Annotated in this window: 14 protein-coding genes; 8 read left to right on the forward strand and 6 right to left on the reverse strand. The window is 60.4% G+C overall.

The window, feature by feature from the left end; all coding sequences use genetic code 11:
• Positions 1 to 34: 34 nt before the first annotated feature.
• Positions 35 to 241, reverse strand: a complete 207-nt coding sequence (locus tag RlegSU303_RS22440; protein WP_017962591.1) for a DUF1737 domain-containing protein — start codon at positions 239 to 241, stop codon at positions 35 to 37.
• Positions 241 to 1,161: an HpcH/HpaI aldolase/citrate lyase family protein gene (locus RlegSU303_RS22445; protein WP_131628226.1), complete on the reverse strand. Its 921-nt coding sequence runs from the start codon at positions 1,159 to 1,161 to the stop codon at positions 241 to 243. Before RlegSU303_RS22445 ends, RlegSU303_RS22440 begins: the two co-directional genes overlap by 1 nt.
• Positions 1,162 to 1,298: 137 nt before the next feature.
• Here RlegSU303_RS22445 and RlegSU303_RS22450 point away from each other — a divergent pair, with 137 nt between their 5' ends.
• The 3 genes from RlegSU303_RS22450 to leuD all read left to right on the forward strand — a co-directional run bounded on the left by RlegSU303_RS22450 (position 1,299) and on the right by leuD (position 2,825).
• Positions 1,299 to 1,532, forward strand: coding sequence for a hypothetical protein (locus RlegSU303_RS22450; RefSeq protein ID WP_025396469.1), 234 nt, complete (start codon positions 1,299 to 1,301; stop codon positions 1,530 to 1,532).
• 128 nt (positions 1,533 to 1,660) lie between these two features.
• Positions 1,661 to 2,083, forward strand: a complete 423-nt coding sequence (locus RlegSU303_RS22455) for a VOC family protein (RefSeq protein ID WP_020052186.1) — start codon at positions 1,661 to 1,663, stop codon at positions 2,081 to 2,083.
• 133 nt (positions 2,084 to 2,216) lie between these two features.
• Positions 2,217 to 2,825, forward strand: coding sequence for a 3-isopropylmalate dehydratase small subunit (leuD, locus tag RlegSU303_RS22460; protein ID WP_003543984.1), 609 nt, complete (start codon positions 2,217 to 2,219; stop codon positions 2,823 to 2,825).
• A 60-nt stretch (positions 2,826 to 2,885) separates the two neighbouring features.
• Here the strand turns inward: leuD and RlegSU303_RS22465 are convergent, their stop codons facing one another.
• The gene (locus RlegSU303_RS22465) at positions 2,886 to 3,818 is read right to left on the reverse strand and encodes a pyridoxal-phosphate dependent enzyme (protein ID WP_168279319.1); all 933 of its coding nucleotides are present in this window, start codon (positions 3,816 to 3,818) and stop codon (positions 2,886 to 2,888) included.
• A 166-nt stretch (positions 3,819 to 3,984) separates the two neighbouring features.
• On the opposite strand from RlegSU303_RS22465, the gene leuB reads away from it, so the two are divergent.
• Complete coding sequence (gene leuB, locus RlegSU303_RS22470; RefSeq protein WP_168279320.1) at positions 3,985 to 5,097, forward strand: 3-isopropylmalate dehydrogenase; 1,113 nt, start codon at positions 3,985 to 3,987, stop codon at positions 5,095 to 5,097.
• A 274-nt stretch (positions 5,098 to 5,371) separates the two neighbouring features.
• Entirely contained in the window at positions 5,372 to 6,106 is a 735-nt protein-coding gene (lpxE, locus tag RlegSU303_RS22475; RefSeq protein ID WP_094087093.1) for a lipid A 1-phosphatase LpxE, read from the forward strand.
• A gap of 164 nt (positions 6,107 to 6,270) precedes the next feature.
• On the opposite strand, the gene RlegSU303_RS22480 is transcribed toward lpxE, so the two are convergent.
• Positions 6,271 to 8,157, reverse strand: coding sequence for an MFS transporter (locus RlegSU303_RS22480; RefSeq protein ID WP_017962596.1), 1,887 nt, complete (start codon positions 8,155 to 8,157; stop codon positions 6,271 to 6,273).
• Positions 8,158 to 8,429: 272 nt separating this feature from the next.
• Between RlegSU303_RS22480 and RlegSU303_RS22485 the strand changes: the two genes are divergently transcribed.
• From RlegSU303_RS22485 to RlegSU303_RS22495, 3 genes are all read left to right on the forward strand, one after another.
• The gene (locus RlegSU303_RS22485; protein WP_017962597.1) at positions 8,430 to 8,642 is read left to right on the forward strand and encodes a hypothetical protein; all 213 of its coding nucleotides are present in this window, start codon (positions 8,430 to 8,432) and stop codon (positions 8,640 to 8,642) included.
• A gap of 111 nt (positions 8,643 to 8,753) precedes the next feature.
• Positions 8,754 to 9,788: an aspartate-semialdehyde dehydrogenase gene (locus tag RlegSU303_RS22490; RefSeq protein ID WP_012759513.1), complete on the forward strand. Its 1,035-nt coding sequence runs from the start codon at positions 8,754 to 8,756 to the stop codon at positions 9,786 to 9,788.
• 278 nt (positions 9,789 to 10,066) lie between these two features.
• Entirely contained in the window at positions 10,067 to 10,888 is an 822-nt protein-coding gene (locus RlegSU303_RS22495; protein ID WP_094087091.1) for a lytic murein transglycosylase, read from the forward strand.
• Between the two features lie 45 nt (positions 10,889 to 10,933).
• Here the strand turns inward: RlegSU303_RS22495 and RlegSU303_RS22500 are convergent, their stop codons facing one another.
• Together RlegSU303_RS22500 and RlegSU303_RS22505 are read right to left on the reverse strand one after the other, a co-directional pair.
• The gene (locus RlegSU303_RS22500) at positions 10,934 to 12,553 is read right to left on the reverse strand and encodes a GGDEF domain-containing protein (RefSeq protein ID WP_094087090.1); all 1,620 of its coding nucleotides are present in this window, start codon (positions 12,551 to 12,553) and stop codon (positions 10,934 to 10,936) included.
• Between the two features lie 97 nt (positions 12,554 to 12,650).
• Positions 12,651 to 13,292 (reverse strand): carbonic anhydrase, encoded by a 642-nt coding sequence (locus tag RlegSU303_RS22505; protein WP_017962600.1) that lies wholly within the window; start codon positions 13,290 to 13,292, stop codon positions 12,651 to 12,653.
• Between the last annotated feature and the right edge of the window lie 9 nt (positions 13,293 to 13,301).

The raw sequence follows: 13,301 nt of genomic DNA on the forward strand, positions 1-13,301 counted from the left end.
TCGATTACGATTTTCGGGGTTATGCGCTAAAACCTCACTGCTCGGAGAGTTTCATCTCGGGATCGTAATCCTTGCCTTCGACATGCTTGACGACGGCCTGGCCGCACTGCATCGCACCGGTTGCGGCATTGAAGGCATAGGTCGGCGAGCCCTCCAGCGACCAGCCCTTGTTGAGGGCGGCGGTAACCTTATGGCAGAAGGAAGCATCGTCGGGACCGGTCAGGAAGCGGTAGAGTTTCATCACATCGTCTTTCGTGCTGCAGCCTGGCGGGCTGCGATCAGGCGGGCTTTATGGACCAGACTTTCCGCCTGGACAAGATGCAGCCGCTCGACCATCCGCCCGCCTGCATTGATGACGTTCAGCCCATCGGAGGCGGGGTCGGCAAAGGCTGATATGATCGCCTCCGCTTCCGCAATCGCTGCCGGATCCGGGCCGAAATGCCGGTTGGCGGGCTCGATCTGCGCCGGATGGATCAGCATCTTGCCGGCAAAGCCCATGGCCCGGCCTTGCAGACATTCGGCATCGAAACCCTGTTCGTCCCTGAAATCGTTGAAGACGCTGTCGATCGCATCGAGCCCGTAGGCGCTGACCGCAAGGACGACCTGCATCAGCCACGGCACGAGATAGGCCCGCCCCGGCTGCGGCAGCACGCCGGTTTCCTTGCGCAGGTCGTTAAGCCCGATGACGAGACAATCGAGCCGTGAGCCCGGCGTGCGCCCGGCTTCGGCAATGGCCGCCGCGTTCAGGATGCCGCGCGGTGTCTCGATCATCGCCCAGATGCGCAGATCTTCCGGTGCATCGGCCTCGGAGAGAAGGTCACTGAGCGCCATGATATCCTGCGGTTCGTCGACCTTCGGCAGCAGCACGGCATCGGGACCAAGCGCCGTCACCAGCTCCATGTCCGCCAGGCCGAAATCGGTGGACAGACTGTTGATGCGGATGATCCGCTCCTTGCCTTGAAGCAGCCGAGCCGAAAAGAAATTCCTCAGATTTTCCCGCGCTTCCGCCTTCTTTTCCGGCGCCACGGAATCCTCGAGATCGAAGATCACCGCATCGCAATCGACCGCATGGGTTTTTTCGAGGGCGCGGGGATTGATGGCAGGCACGCTCAGCACCGAACGGCGCAGGCGGATGGAGCGGGTCGCGGGGTTTCGGCTCATGGCGAATTAGTGCCAAGCTTTGAAAGCCGAAGCAAGCAGCCCACCCCAGAACCTCTCACAGAACAACAAAAAGCCATGCTTGCCTTGCAGAGAGGAAAGAGAAGGACCACATTCCTTTCCGAAGAAAGGTCTCTAACATGCAGAACATTCGCTCCATCTTCCTCATGCTTGCCGGCGCCACCGTTTTCGTGGCCATGCTGCTTTTCACCTTCTCGGTGACGCTTGCCGTCGGCGGCATCCTGACCGTGCTCATGGTCGGACGCGCGCTTTCGATGAAGATGAAGCCCGCTCCCGTCCGCGCTAAGGCAAATAACGGCCAGCGCGAGATGCGTGTGTGGAACGACGGCCGCGGCACGATCATCGATCTCTGATCACCTTTTCGCTGAAAATTTTGGTTCGCTGAAAAATTTCGGCCGACACTGTCGGATCACGCTTCCATGCTACGTCCTTGAAGCAGCCAGGCATTCAGCCGGCGCTCAAAAACGAATGGAGGACAAGCATGGATGCGACGACAGAGAGCAACCCGACCAAGATGCCACCGGTCAAGAACGGCCTGCTGCCCTATCTGACGGTCGGCGGCGCGGTGAAAGCTGCGGAATTCTACAAAAAGGCTTTCGGCGCCGAAGAGGCATATCTCGTGCCGGTCGACGAGAGCGGCAGAACGATGCATGTGCATCTCTACATCAACGGCAGCTCCCTCATGCTGTCGGACGCCTATCCCGAATACGGCCATCCCTTTAAAGGCCATGAAGGCTTTGCAATCCAGCTGATCATCGACGATATCGATTTCTGGTGGGATCGCGCGGTTGCCGCCGGCGCCGAAGTCGTCATGCCGGTCGAACTGATGTTCTGGGGCGACCGCTATGGCCAGCTTCGTGATCCGTTCGGCGTCCTCTGGGGGTTGAACGCACCGTCCAAATAAAGGACCGGCGCAATCGGCGGGCCGCGCGAAACGTCGCGTGGCCGCCATCTGTGAAAGATTCTCCTTCATTTCGGCGAAAAACTGGACTAGATGCAAATTCAGGAAGTAGATTTGCTGAAATGGAGCATGGGTCATGGATAAATTCGTGAAGCTCACGGGCGTTGCAGCGCCTCTGCCGGTCGTCAACGTCGACACCGACATGATCATTCCGAAGGATTATCTGAAGACGATCAAGCGCACCGGCCTCGGCACCGGCCTCTTCGCGGAGGCTCGTTATAACGAAGACGGCTCAGAAAACCCTGATTTCGTGCTGAACAAGCCGGCCTATCGCGATGCCAAGATCCTGGTTGCCGGCGACAATTTCGGCTGCGGCTCCTCGCGCGAGCACGCGCCCTGGGCGCTTCTGGATTTCGGCATCCGCTGCGTTATTTCGACCAGCTTCGCCGATATTTTCTACAACAACTGTTTCAAGAACGGCATCCTGCCGATCAAGGTCAGCCAGGAAGATCTCGACAAGCTGATGGACGACGCCTCGCGCGGCTCCAACGCCATCCTGACCGTCGACCTCGAAAATCTCGAAATTACCGGCCCCGATGGTGGCTTGATCAAGTTCGATCTCGACGAGTTCAAGCGTCACTGCCTGCTGAACGGCCTCGACGATATCGGCCTGACGCTGGAAAAGGGCAAGGCGATCGACAGCTTCGAAAAGAAGAACGCCGCTTCGCACCCTTGGGCAGCTTGAGCCCTTCCAATTGGTTACCGATCAAGCCGGGCTTATGCCCGGCTTTTTCTTTGTTGTGGGTCAAAGAAACTTTTCTTTCCAGGCCCTGAGTTTTTCGAGCGACACGCCGATGCCGCCGCAGACTTCGATAAGCGGATTGTCGAAGCGCTGAAGCAGCCCGGCGTGCACATCGGCAACCGCAAGGGCCGCACCGCAAGCCGGCTCGACCAGAATGCGCTGCGCATCGGCAAATTTCAGACAGGCGGCAACGGTATCGGCGTCGCTGACGAGAACACTTTCGATCGGATGCTGTTGCGGTAGGTCGAAGACATGCTGCGCCACCTGCCGCGCCCCGAGCGAATTGGCAATCGAGGTAATGGCGGGAAGGGTGATACGCTCATTCGCCTTGAGGCTGGCATGGAGCGAGGCCGCTCCTTCCGTTTCGACGGCGATAACAGGCACATCGGAAAGCCCGTTGCGCTTCAACCCCTCAACGATACCGGCAAGCAGCCCGCCGCCGCCGACGCTGGTGACGACGCAATCGAATTTTGCCCCCTTCGCCACCACCTCGTCGATCAGCGTGGCATGGCCATCCCACAGAAGCGGATGGTCGAAGGGGTGCACATAGGTTGCCTTGCGGCTCCGGGCGAGTTCGACCGCATGGGCATTGGCCTCATCGAAAACCGAACCATGAACGAGGACATTCGCGCCCGTTGCGGCAATCGTCCGGCGTACGTCGGCCGCCGTCGTCTCCGGCACGACGATTGTGACCGGCACACCAAGCGCCCGGCCGGCATAAGCGGCCGCAATGCCGGCATTGCCGCCGGAAGCGCAGAAGATTTCGCGCGCCCCATTTTCCACCTCGTGCTGGCAAAGCCGGCCAACGCCGCGCAGCTTGAAGCTGCCGGAAGGCTGCAGCGCATCGAGCTTCAGCCAGAGCGGTTTGCCGCTGGCGCTGTAGCCAGGTGCCGTCTGGAGCAAGGGCGTGTCGAGGTGGAGAGGCGCGAAAGGCATGGGAACCATCCAGAATAAAGATAGGGTCAACGTTCTAATTCGTTTGTGGACGCAGGAGCAACCGTCGCGGCTCGGAGCGAAGCGTACCGATTCACCGCTTCTGTCGCTTGAAATGCCCATTTCCGGGGTCTAAGAAACCGCAACTTGTTTTTCCCAGGAGGGTTTCATGACAGCGCGCAATCTTTTCCTGCTGCCGGGTGACGGCATCGGTCCCGAGGCCATGGGCGAGGTCCGCAAGATCATCGCCTATATGAACGAGGCGATGAATGCCGGTTTCGTCACCGACGAAGGCCTTGTCGGCGGTTGCGCCTATGATGCACATGGCGCTGCCATCTCGGAAGCCGACATGCAGAAGGCGCTTGCCGCCGATGCCGTTCTGTTCGGCGCCGTCGGCGGCCCGAAATGGGATAGCGTGCCTTACGAAGTGCGCCCGGAAGCCGGCCTGTTGCGCCTGCGCAAGGATCTGCAGCTCTTCGCAAACCTGCGCCCCGCCATTTGCTATCCGGCCCTTGCTGCGGCCTCGTCGCTGAAGCCGGAGCTGGTCGAAGGCCTCGATATCTTGATCATCCGCGAGCTGACGGGCGGCGTCTATTTCGGCGAGCCGAAGGAAATCATCGACCTCGGCAACGGCCAGAAGCGCGGCGTCGACACGCAGGTTTACGATACCTACGAGATCGAGCGCATCGCCGGCGTCGCCTTCGAAATGGCCCGCACGCGGCAGAATCGCGTCTGCTCCATGGAAAAGCGCAACGTCATGAAGTCGGGCGTGCTCTGGAACCAGGTGGTAACCGAGACGCACAAGGCGAAATATTCCGACGTCCAGCTCGAACACATGCTGGCCGATGCCGGCGGCATGCAGCTGGTGCGCCAGCCCAAGCAGTTCGACGTGATCGTCACCGACAATCTCTTCGGCGATATGCTCTCCGATGTCGCCGCCATGCTGACCGGCTCGCTCGGCATGCTGCCGTCGGCCTCGCTCGGCGCGCCCGACGGCAAGACCGGCAAGCGCAAGGCGCTCTACGAGCCTGTGCACGGCTCGGCCCCCGACATCGCCGGCAAGGGCATCGCCAATCCGATCGCCATGATCGCCTCCTTCGCCATGTGCTTGCGTTACTCCTTCAATCTGGTGAAGGAAGCCGACGATCTGGAAAAGGCGATCGCCAACGTGCTCGACAAGGGCATCCGCACTGGCGACATCATGGCCGATGGCGCAAGGCAGGTCGGTACCGTCGAAATGGGCGATGCGATCCTCGCCGAGTTCAAGACGCTTTCCGCCTGATATTTCACGTGAAACAGTATCCAACCCTTCGCATCGCGCATGCGGAGGGCTTTTCTTTGCGGGCGGTGAAGCGCGTCCCGCTTGGTCGAATTATCCGAAACGGACTATTCTCGGCCACAATCTCGTGTATTTTTGCGCCGGATTTCGATCAGCGCGCAACCCGAAGTCGGAGCAATTTTCGACGAAGGATCATGCGTCAATTCAAATAATCGAGCGTCCTTAGCGTGTCCTGTTGGACGCGCGGCGCTCTAGGCCAATTCGAACGGACGACGAAATGCGGGCATTTTGGGCTTCCCTGGACAGGCGCTGGCGCCGGAGCGACGTCGGCATGCCGCCTTTGCGCTGGCAGGCCTGCCTCTTCGTCACGATCAATGCCGTGATCCTTTCCATGCTGCTCTTCGACGCGCCGATCGGTGCCAGCGAAGCTCCCGCGGCGGTGAAACACCTCGGCGAGGTGCTGACCGGTTTCGGCGATTCCGCCTGGCTGATCTACACCAGCATCCTGCTGTTCTTTCAGGGCCGGGCGGGTTACAAGCTTTTGAAGACGGCGCGCTCCAAGGCGCAGGCGCTTTATGTGAGCTGGATCGGCGCCTATCTCTTCGCCACCGTCGTCTTCTCAGGACTTCTCGCCAATCTGCTGAAGCGTGCGATCGGCAGGGCGCGTCCCGATCATTTCCACGACTACGGCATGTTTTCCTTCGCGCCCTTTTCGGGCCACTCCGCTTTCGAAAGTTTCCCGTCCGGCCATGCCACCACGGTCGGCGCCTTCTTCGCCGCCTTCGCCCTGCTGTTTCCGCGCTATCGCGTTGCCTTCATCGCCTGTGCCATCTGGCTCGGCATGACGCGCGTCATGGTCGGCGCCCATTATCCGAGCGACGTCATCGCCGGCCTTGCCTTCGGCGGCTGGTTCTCGCTGCTGACGGCGATTGTCTTTGCCCGCTGCAGCTTGCTTTTCAAGCTGGCGCCGGACGGCTGGCCACTCTCGAAGCAGCTGTTTCGCTCGGCATAACTCCTTAAATCGGAATCGATTTAAGGATAAAATTATGCAGCGATTCAAAATATTACAGCGTCCTTTGCGCGTTCGAAAAGACGCGCGCTGTAATATGGAAAAGCCCGGCGCCTTGTGAGCGCCGGGCCTTTTTTCTCAAGCAAGGATTGGCCTCAATCAGCCGCTCAATCCATGGCGTGGATATCCCTGTTCTTCGTTTCCGGCAGGAAGATCAGGCCGATCACCAGCGTGATTGCAGCAAAGACGATCGGATACCATAGACCGTAGTAGATATCGCCCGCGGCAGCGCTCATCGCGAAGGCCGTTGCCGGCAGCAGGCCGCCGAACCAGCCGTTGCCGATGTGATAGGGCAGCGACATGCCGGTATAGCGGATGCGGGTCGGGAAAAGCTCGACCAGCAGGGCGGCGATCGGGCCGTAGACCATCGTCACATAGAGGACGAGGACGAACAGCACGGCGATCGTGCCGATCCAGTTGACGCGGGCGGGATCGGCGGTCATGGCGAAAGTGCCGCCATTGGCGATGTTGTAGACCGCCATGTCGGTGACGCCATTGGTCTCATCCGCCGTCAGCAGCTTGCCTTCGACCAACTTGGCGGCCGGCATGGTTTCCTTCTCGCCGGCGCGCACGGTATCGGCGTTGAGCGCCAGTTCAGGATTGGCCGCGATGAAGGCATCGAGCTTGGCATCCGGCACCTTGACGGCGCCGCGCTTCAGCGGGTAGCCGGCACCTTGGAGCGCGATGTTGACGCCCTTTTCGAAGGCCGCAGTCATGCCCTTGGCCTTGTCGCCGGCGGCAGCGACGTCGAAGCTCGGGATCGTCGCGTTGCCGACCTTCACCGTCGCCGGCTGTCCGGCGGTACCGGGCACGACGTCATAGGGCACCGAGTTCTTGGTCAGGAACGCCGTCGCCACGTCGCAAGAGCTGGTGAACTTCGCCGTGCCGGTCGGGTTGAACTGGAACCTGCAGTCCGCCGGATCAGCTGTCACCGTTGCCCGAATCGAAGCCTGCGCTTCGGCTAGCGCCGGGTTTGCCGTCCAGGTCATCGCCTTGAACAGCGGATGATAGGTCACCGCCGCAATGAGAAGGCCTGCCATGATGATCGGCTTGCGGCCGATCTTGTCGGAGAGGCCGCCGAAGATGACGAAGAACGGCGTGCCGAGGAGAAGTGCGATGGCGACCATGACATTGGCCGAGAACAGGTCCACCTTCAGCACGTTCTGCAGGAAGAACAGTGCATAGAACTGGCCGCCGTACCAGACGACCGCCTGGCCCATGGTAGCGCCGAGCAGCGCGATGATCGCAATCTTGGCATTTTTCCATGTCCCGAAGGCTTCGGTCAACGGCGCCTTGGAGCCCTTGCCTTCCGCCTTCATGCGCTGGAACGCCGGCGATTCGTTCATCTTCAGGCGGATCCAGACGGAAATGCCGAGCAGGACGAACGAGAGCAGGAACGGAATGCGCCAGCCCCAGGCGGCGAACTCAGCCGCACCCATCAGATATTGAACAAAGACAATAACGATCAACGACAGGAACAGGCCGAGCGTCGCCGTCGTCTGGATCCACGAGGTGAAGTAGCCGCGGCGCCCGTTCGGCGCATGTTCGGCGACATAGGTTGCCGCACCGCCATATTCACCGCCCAGCGCCAGACCCTGGAGCAGGCGAAGCGCGATCAGGATGATCGGGGCTGCGATACCGATGGTGGCGGCACCCGGCAGAATGCCGACGAGGAAGGTCGACAGACCCATGATCATGATCGTCACCAGGAAGGTGTATTTACGGCCGACGAGATCGCCGAGACGGCCGAACACCAGCGCGCCGAAGGGGCGGACCAGGAAGCCGGCGGCAAAGGCGAGCAGCGTGAAGATGTTACGCGTTGCCTCGGGATATTGGGTGAAATAGGTCGCACCGATATAGGTGGCGAGCGAACCATACAGATAGAAATCGTACCATTCAAAAACGGTGCCGAGCGAAGAGGCGAAGATGACCTTCTTCTCCTCGCCGGTCATCGGACCGGCCTTCGCGCCGTCGATGCTTGCGACATTTGCCATTGTCTGTCCTCCACAGAGTGATGATCAACGCGCGCGACCTGCTTCTCCTCAAAGCATACCCCTGGCCGCGACTCGCCTGACGGGAGTGTGCCAGAAACGACAGATCAAAAAGAGAGAGGCTTTCGGATTATGACTTTAGTCTAATGAGACCACGTTCCATCGTCCCCATCGGGCCGCTGCGTAGCCTCCTACCGGCAATGCTATTTTGGAGGCGGAAGGTTCTGCTGCTTTACGAAGCAGACCTGCTAAGCCCTCAGCGCCTGCACCGGAGATTGCGGCCGCCGCTTTCGCCTTCCGGCTCTGAGCGCAAAAACCTTGACTCCTGTGGAAAACCTTCTAAGAGCAACAGCGGAAAAGGAATCTCCATGGTTCGCGACGAACACGCCATTGCCGAATGCAATGACCGGGCACGAGTTGCCGGGGTGGACATTGCCGTTCCGGTTTCTTCCAAAACCAAGGCCAAAACGACGACGAAAACCGTCTGACGTCTCTGGCCTGCCGCTCTCTCCCCGGCTCGGCTGGGGACAGGAAGACGCGATTAATCGCGCCTTTCCCCTCACCGGACAAGAGGAGAGAAGAGAAAGAGAGCTTGAGAAATGGGTTTCAAAGTAGCAGTTGCGGGAGCGACCGGAAATGTTGGCCGGGAGATGCTCAACATCCTCTCCGAGCGAGGCTTCCCCGCCGATGAGGTCGTGGCACTCGCCTCCTCGCGTTCGCAGGGCACCGAGGTTTCCTACGGTGACCGAACGCTGAAGGTCTCCAATCTGGAGAATTACGATTTCTCCGATACAGACATCTGCCTGATGTCGGCCGGCGGCGAGGTCTCCAAGAAGTTCTCACCGAAGATCGGCCAGCAGGGCTGCATCGTCATCGATAATTCCTCGGCTTGGCGCTACGACGCCGACGTGCCGCTGATCGTGCCGGAAGTGAACCCGGATGCCATCAGCCAGTTCACCAAGCGCAACATCATCGCCAATCCGAATTGCTCGACCGCCCAGCTGGTGGTGGCGTTGAAGCCGCTACACGACTTTGCCAAGATCAAGCGCGTCGTCATCTCGACCTACCAGTCGGTCTCCGGCGCCGGCAAGGACGGCATGGACGAGCTCTTCAACCAGACGCGCGCCGTCTTCGTCGCCGATCCGATCGAGAACAAGAAGTTCACCAAGCGTATTGCCTTCAATGTCATCCCGCATATCGACGTCTTCATGGAGGACGGCTACACCAAGGAAGAGTGGAAGGTGCTGGCCGAGACGAAGAAGATGCTCGACCCGAAGATCAAGGTGACCTGCACCGCGGTGCGCGTGCCGGTTTTCATCGGTCATTCGGAATCGGTCAACATCGAATTCGAAAACGAGATCACCGCCGACCAGGCCCGCGACATCCTGCGCGATGCACCGGGCTGCCTCGTCATCGACAAGCGCGAGGATGGCGGCTACATCACGCCATATGAATCCGCCGGCGAGGATGCGACCTACATCTCGCGCATCCGCGAGGATGCGACGGTCGAAAACGGCCTCAACATCTGGGTGGTCTCCGACAATCTGCGCAAGGGCGCTGCGCTGAACGCCATCCAGATCGCCGAGTTGCTCGTCAATCGTGGTCTCGTCAAGCCCCGCAAGCAGGCCGCCTGATACCATTTGTAAACCATAATATGCTAAAGCCCTGCTGATGATGAAGGCAGGGCTTTTTGCCGAATTGTGGACGCTTCTGTCCATAAGCGCTTGCTGAAAAAGGTGATCGTGACAAGATCGCCTTCGGCTGGCATTCTGCCCGGCATCAAGCCAAAGCATGCCGTCCAAAACCGTGCAGCGGTTCGGGACAGCGACATGAACAGAACGAAGACTTTGAGCGCGTCGCATAGCCCCGATCGGCTGCGGCGCGCTTCAGTAGATCGGAAGCGGGGTTTCTCATGCGCATGACAAAATTCTTTCTGGCGGCGTTTACGGCGGCGGGCGTCCTCCACGCGCTGCCGGCAGCGGCACAGGGCGCTCAATGCGGCAATAATAGCAGCGGTTTCGGTGCATGGGTCGCCGACTTCAAGCAGGAAGCGGCGGCAAACGGCGTCAGCCGCTCGGTCCTCGACCGCGCCTTCGCCAATGTCAATTACAACAGGCCGACGATTGCCGCCGACCGCGGCCAGAAGAGCTTCAAGCTCTCCTTCGACGCTTTCATGCAGAAGCGCGGCGGTGCCACGATCATCTCCCGCGGTCGCAGCATGAAGGCAGCCAATCAGGCGCTTTTTGCCTCGATCGAGCGCCGCTTCGGCGTTCCGGCCGGCCCGCTGATTGCGATCTGGGGCATGGAGACCGGTTTCGGCAGCTATATGGGCAACCAACATACGCTGTCGGCTGTTTCGACCCTTGCCTATGACTGCCGTCGTTCGCAATATTTCACCGACCAGCTCTATGCAGCACTCCAGCTCGTCTCCGAGGGTTATCTGAGCCCGCAGGCCAAGGGCGCTGCCCATGGTGAAATCGGCCAGACGCAGTTTCTGCCGCGCAATGTCGTGCGCTTCGGCGCCGACGGCGACGGCAACGGCCGCGTCGACATGGTCGGTTCCCGCGCCGATGCACTGGCCTCGACGGCGAATTTCCTCAAGGGCCACGGCTGGCGCGCGGGCGCCGGCTATCAGCCTGGAGAGCCGAATTTCGTCGCCATCCAGGGCTGGAACGCCGCCAGCGTCTACCAGCAGGCGATCGCCTATATCGGTCAGCAGATCGACGGCAGATAGGCCCGATAGAATAAGCCAAAACGCCGCTGCGATATGCGGCGTTTTTTATATGCGGGAATCAAAGCCGCCGCCGGACGCCGTCTTGCGTCGCTGCTGCTGCACCGGGGCCGGGATGATTGGTCCCGAGACGACGCAATTGCGGCCGGAGGCCTTGGCGGCGTAAAGCGCCAGGTCGGCGCGTTTGACCAGATCCTCGAAGTTCCGGTTGGTGGCTTCATTTGCCCGTCCGGCGCATCCGAAACTTGCCGTCACCTTGAGAACATCGCCGCTCGGCAGGGGGATTTCCGCCGCCTCGATCGCCAGCCGCACACGCTCGGCAACGATTGCAGCATCGTCAGGCGTCGAATCCGGCAGAAGCGCCAGGAACTCCTCGCCGCCATGGCGCACCAAGAGATCGAAGGAACGAAAATTCTCACGCGCGACGCCCGCGACATGCCGGAGCACGGCATCGCCGGCGTCATGCCCGTGAACGTCGTTGATCTTCTTGAAATGATCGAGGTCGAACAGCACGACGGAAATCCAGCGTGATCCGTGCTCGGCCTGTGTGAGAAGTGCGGATGCGGCGACCTCGAAGCCGCGCCTGTTGTAAAGGCCGGTCAGAAGATCGGTCTGGGCGGCGCTGCGCAACTCGCCCACCAGCGTCTCCCGATCCTGGGTCAGCCGGTCGATCAGGCGCAGGCCCTTTGCCGCCAGCAGCAGCACCAATGTGGCGAGAATCAGCAGGCCGGCACACAGCGCCAGGATCCGCGTCAGGTGTATGTGCGAGCGCGTCGAAAGGTTTTCGCCGGTCTCGTGAATATCCTGTGCGGCCTCGATCATCTTCTGCTGCAGGAAGCTCATGCGCTCGCTCTGCGCGGCGACCCAGACGTCATGCACGGCGCGTGTCGGCCGCGATCCGGCGAGAATGGCATCGGTGATCGCATCCGCCTTCACCTGGCTGCTGCGACCGAGATAAGCAACGATGCGGCGCACGACCGGCGCGGAGGAATGGAAAACCATGTGATCCATGCCCTCGCCGAGCATGACCTTGCCCTGTACGAAGAGCTCCACCGGCAATCTGGCGGAAGCCCCTTGGTTGAGATAACGGGTGCCGATCCCGGTGATCAGCCTTTCGCCGTAATAGGTCAGCAGGATGCCCATCAGCTGGTTGGATTTCTCAAGCAGCACCGGATCGCTGATCAGCGGCGAAAGCGCATCGACCACGGCAAGCTGCTTGAGAGCCGCATACCAGTAGATGGAACCGGGATCACTGCCGGTATAACGCCCCTGGTCGACGGCGCTGCGCGCCGCGACGATGCGGCTGTAGGCAAGGCTGAGAATCGATAATTCGCCGACGAGCCCCTCGTCGAGCGTATCGCGGGAGGGCAGGCTGGCATAGAAAGCGCGGCGCTCGCGATCGAGCGTCGCCCGGCTTTGCTGCATGTCAATGGCAGTCCTGCTGCTGGGATGTGCGAGGTAGCGGCGGGTGGCGCCAATCTCAGTCAGAATCTCCGTGGCGGCGATCGACCCACCACGGGCAAGCACATCGGCGAATTGCCGGTCCTTTTCGAGGTTCTGGTATTGCTTGACCGAAGAACGTATGACGACAACGCCTTCAATGAGCATGAAGACGAAGGGCAGCATGATGGCGGCCAGGATAACCCTTTTGATTGTTTCGAACTTCATCGCCAATCGCCACGGTGATCAAAAACGTCGGTCGTGCGCGACCAATTGACGGCGAGCTTAACAACAATCCTTAAAAAACTGATAAACTGGCATGTCCCTAGATTTCGGGACGAATGAAATCGCGTGTCTCGGCGTCCATGACCCAGAGTTCACCGGTCGAAATGTCGAACCAGGCACCGTGGAGATGAATCTTTCCCGCTTCCTCGAGGGCCTTGATGTCGGGAAAGCTTCTGAGATTGTTGATCGAATTGCGGATGGAGACACGCTCCAGCGCCGTCTGCCGCTCGGCGGCCGTCATCACGTCGTTGCTCTGGATCTGCTCGGCGGCGGGTTTGACCAGCGACATCCAGCGGCCGATGAAATCGCCGGGCGACAATGGCTCGGCATTCGGATCGAGCGCCGAGCGGATGCCGCCGCAGCGGCCATGGCCCATCACGACGATATCCGAGACCTTCAGCACCTGCACGGCAAATTCGAGTGCGGCCGAGGTCGAATGAAAATGACCGTCCGGCTCGTAGGGCGGCACCATGTTGGCGACGTTGCGGATGACGAAGAGCTCGCCTGGGCCGGCATCGAAGATCAGCTCCGGTGCCGCGCGAGAATCCGAACAGGCAATGACAAGCGTATGGGGATTCTGACCGTTTTCGGCAAGCTGTCGATACCTGTCGCGGGCGTCGGCATAACGCCCGTTCATAAAGTTGCGATAGCCGTCCAGAAGGGGATTTGGAAAACGCTGCATGCTTCTGGA

Source organism: Rhizobium sp. SU303 (assembly GCF_021052345.1).
GTDB lineage: Bacteria > Pseudomonadota > Alphaproteobacteria > Rhizobiales > Rhizobiaceae > Rhizobium > Rhizobium laguerreae.

Bases quoted from the DNA above. Each gene is read 5' to 3' on its own strand.
- lpxE (WP_094087093.1), top strand. From the start codon at position 5,372: ATGCGGGCATTTTGGGCTTCCCTGGACAGGCGCTGGCGCCGGAGCGAC.
- RlegSU303_RS22505 (WP_017962600.1), bottom strand. From the start codon at position 13,292: ATGCAGCGTTTTCCAAATCCCCTTCTGGACGGCTATCGCAACTTTATG.
- RlegSU303_RS22445 (WP_131628226.1), bottom strand. From the start codon at position 1,161: ATGAGCCGAAACCCCGCGACCCGCTCCATCCGCCTGCGCCGTTCGGTG.
- RlegSU303_RS22490 (WP_012759513.1), top strand. From the start codon at position 8,754: ATGGGTTTCAAAGTAGCAGTTGCGGGAGCGACCGGAAATGTTGGCCGG.
- RlegSU303_RS22455 (WP_020052186.1), top strand. From the start codon at position 1,661: ATGGATGCGACGACAGAGAGCAACCCGACCAAGATGCCACCGGTCAAG.
- leuD (WP_003543984.1), top strand. From the start codon at position 2,217: ATGGATAAATTCGTGAAGCTCACGGGCGTTGCAGCGCCTCTGCCGGTC.
- leuB (WP_168279320.1), top strand. From the start codon at position 3,985: ATGACAGCGCGCAATCTTTTCCTGCTGCCGGGTGACGGCATCGGTCCC.
- RlegSU303_RS22465 (WP_168279319.1), bottom strand. From the start codon at position 3,818: ATGCCTTTCGCGCCTCTCCACCTCGACACGCCCTTGCTCCAGACGGCA.
- RlegSU303_RS22450 (WP_025396469.1), top strand. From the start codon at position 1,299: ATGCAGAACATTCGCTCCATCTTCCTCATGCTTGCCGGCGCCACCGTT.
- RlegSU303_RS22440 (WP_017962591.1), bottom strand. From the start codon at position 241: ATGAAACTCTACCGCTTCCTGACCGGTCCCGACGATGCTTCCTTCTGC.
- RlegSU303_RS22495 (WP_094087091.1), top strand. From the start codon at position 10,067: ATGCGCATGACAAAATTCTTTCTGGCGGCGTTTACGGCGGCGGGCGTC.
- RlegSU303_RS22500 (WP_094087090.1), bottom strand. From the start codon at position 12,553: ATGAAGTTCGAAACAATCAAAAGGGTTATCCTGGCCGCCATCATGCTG.
- RlegSU303_RS22480 (WP_017962596.1), bottom strand. From the start codon at position 8,157: ATGGCAAATGTCGCAAGCATCGACGGCGCGAAGGCCGGTCCGATGACC.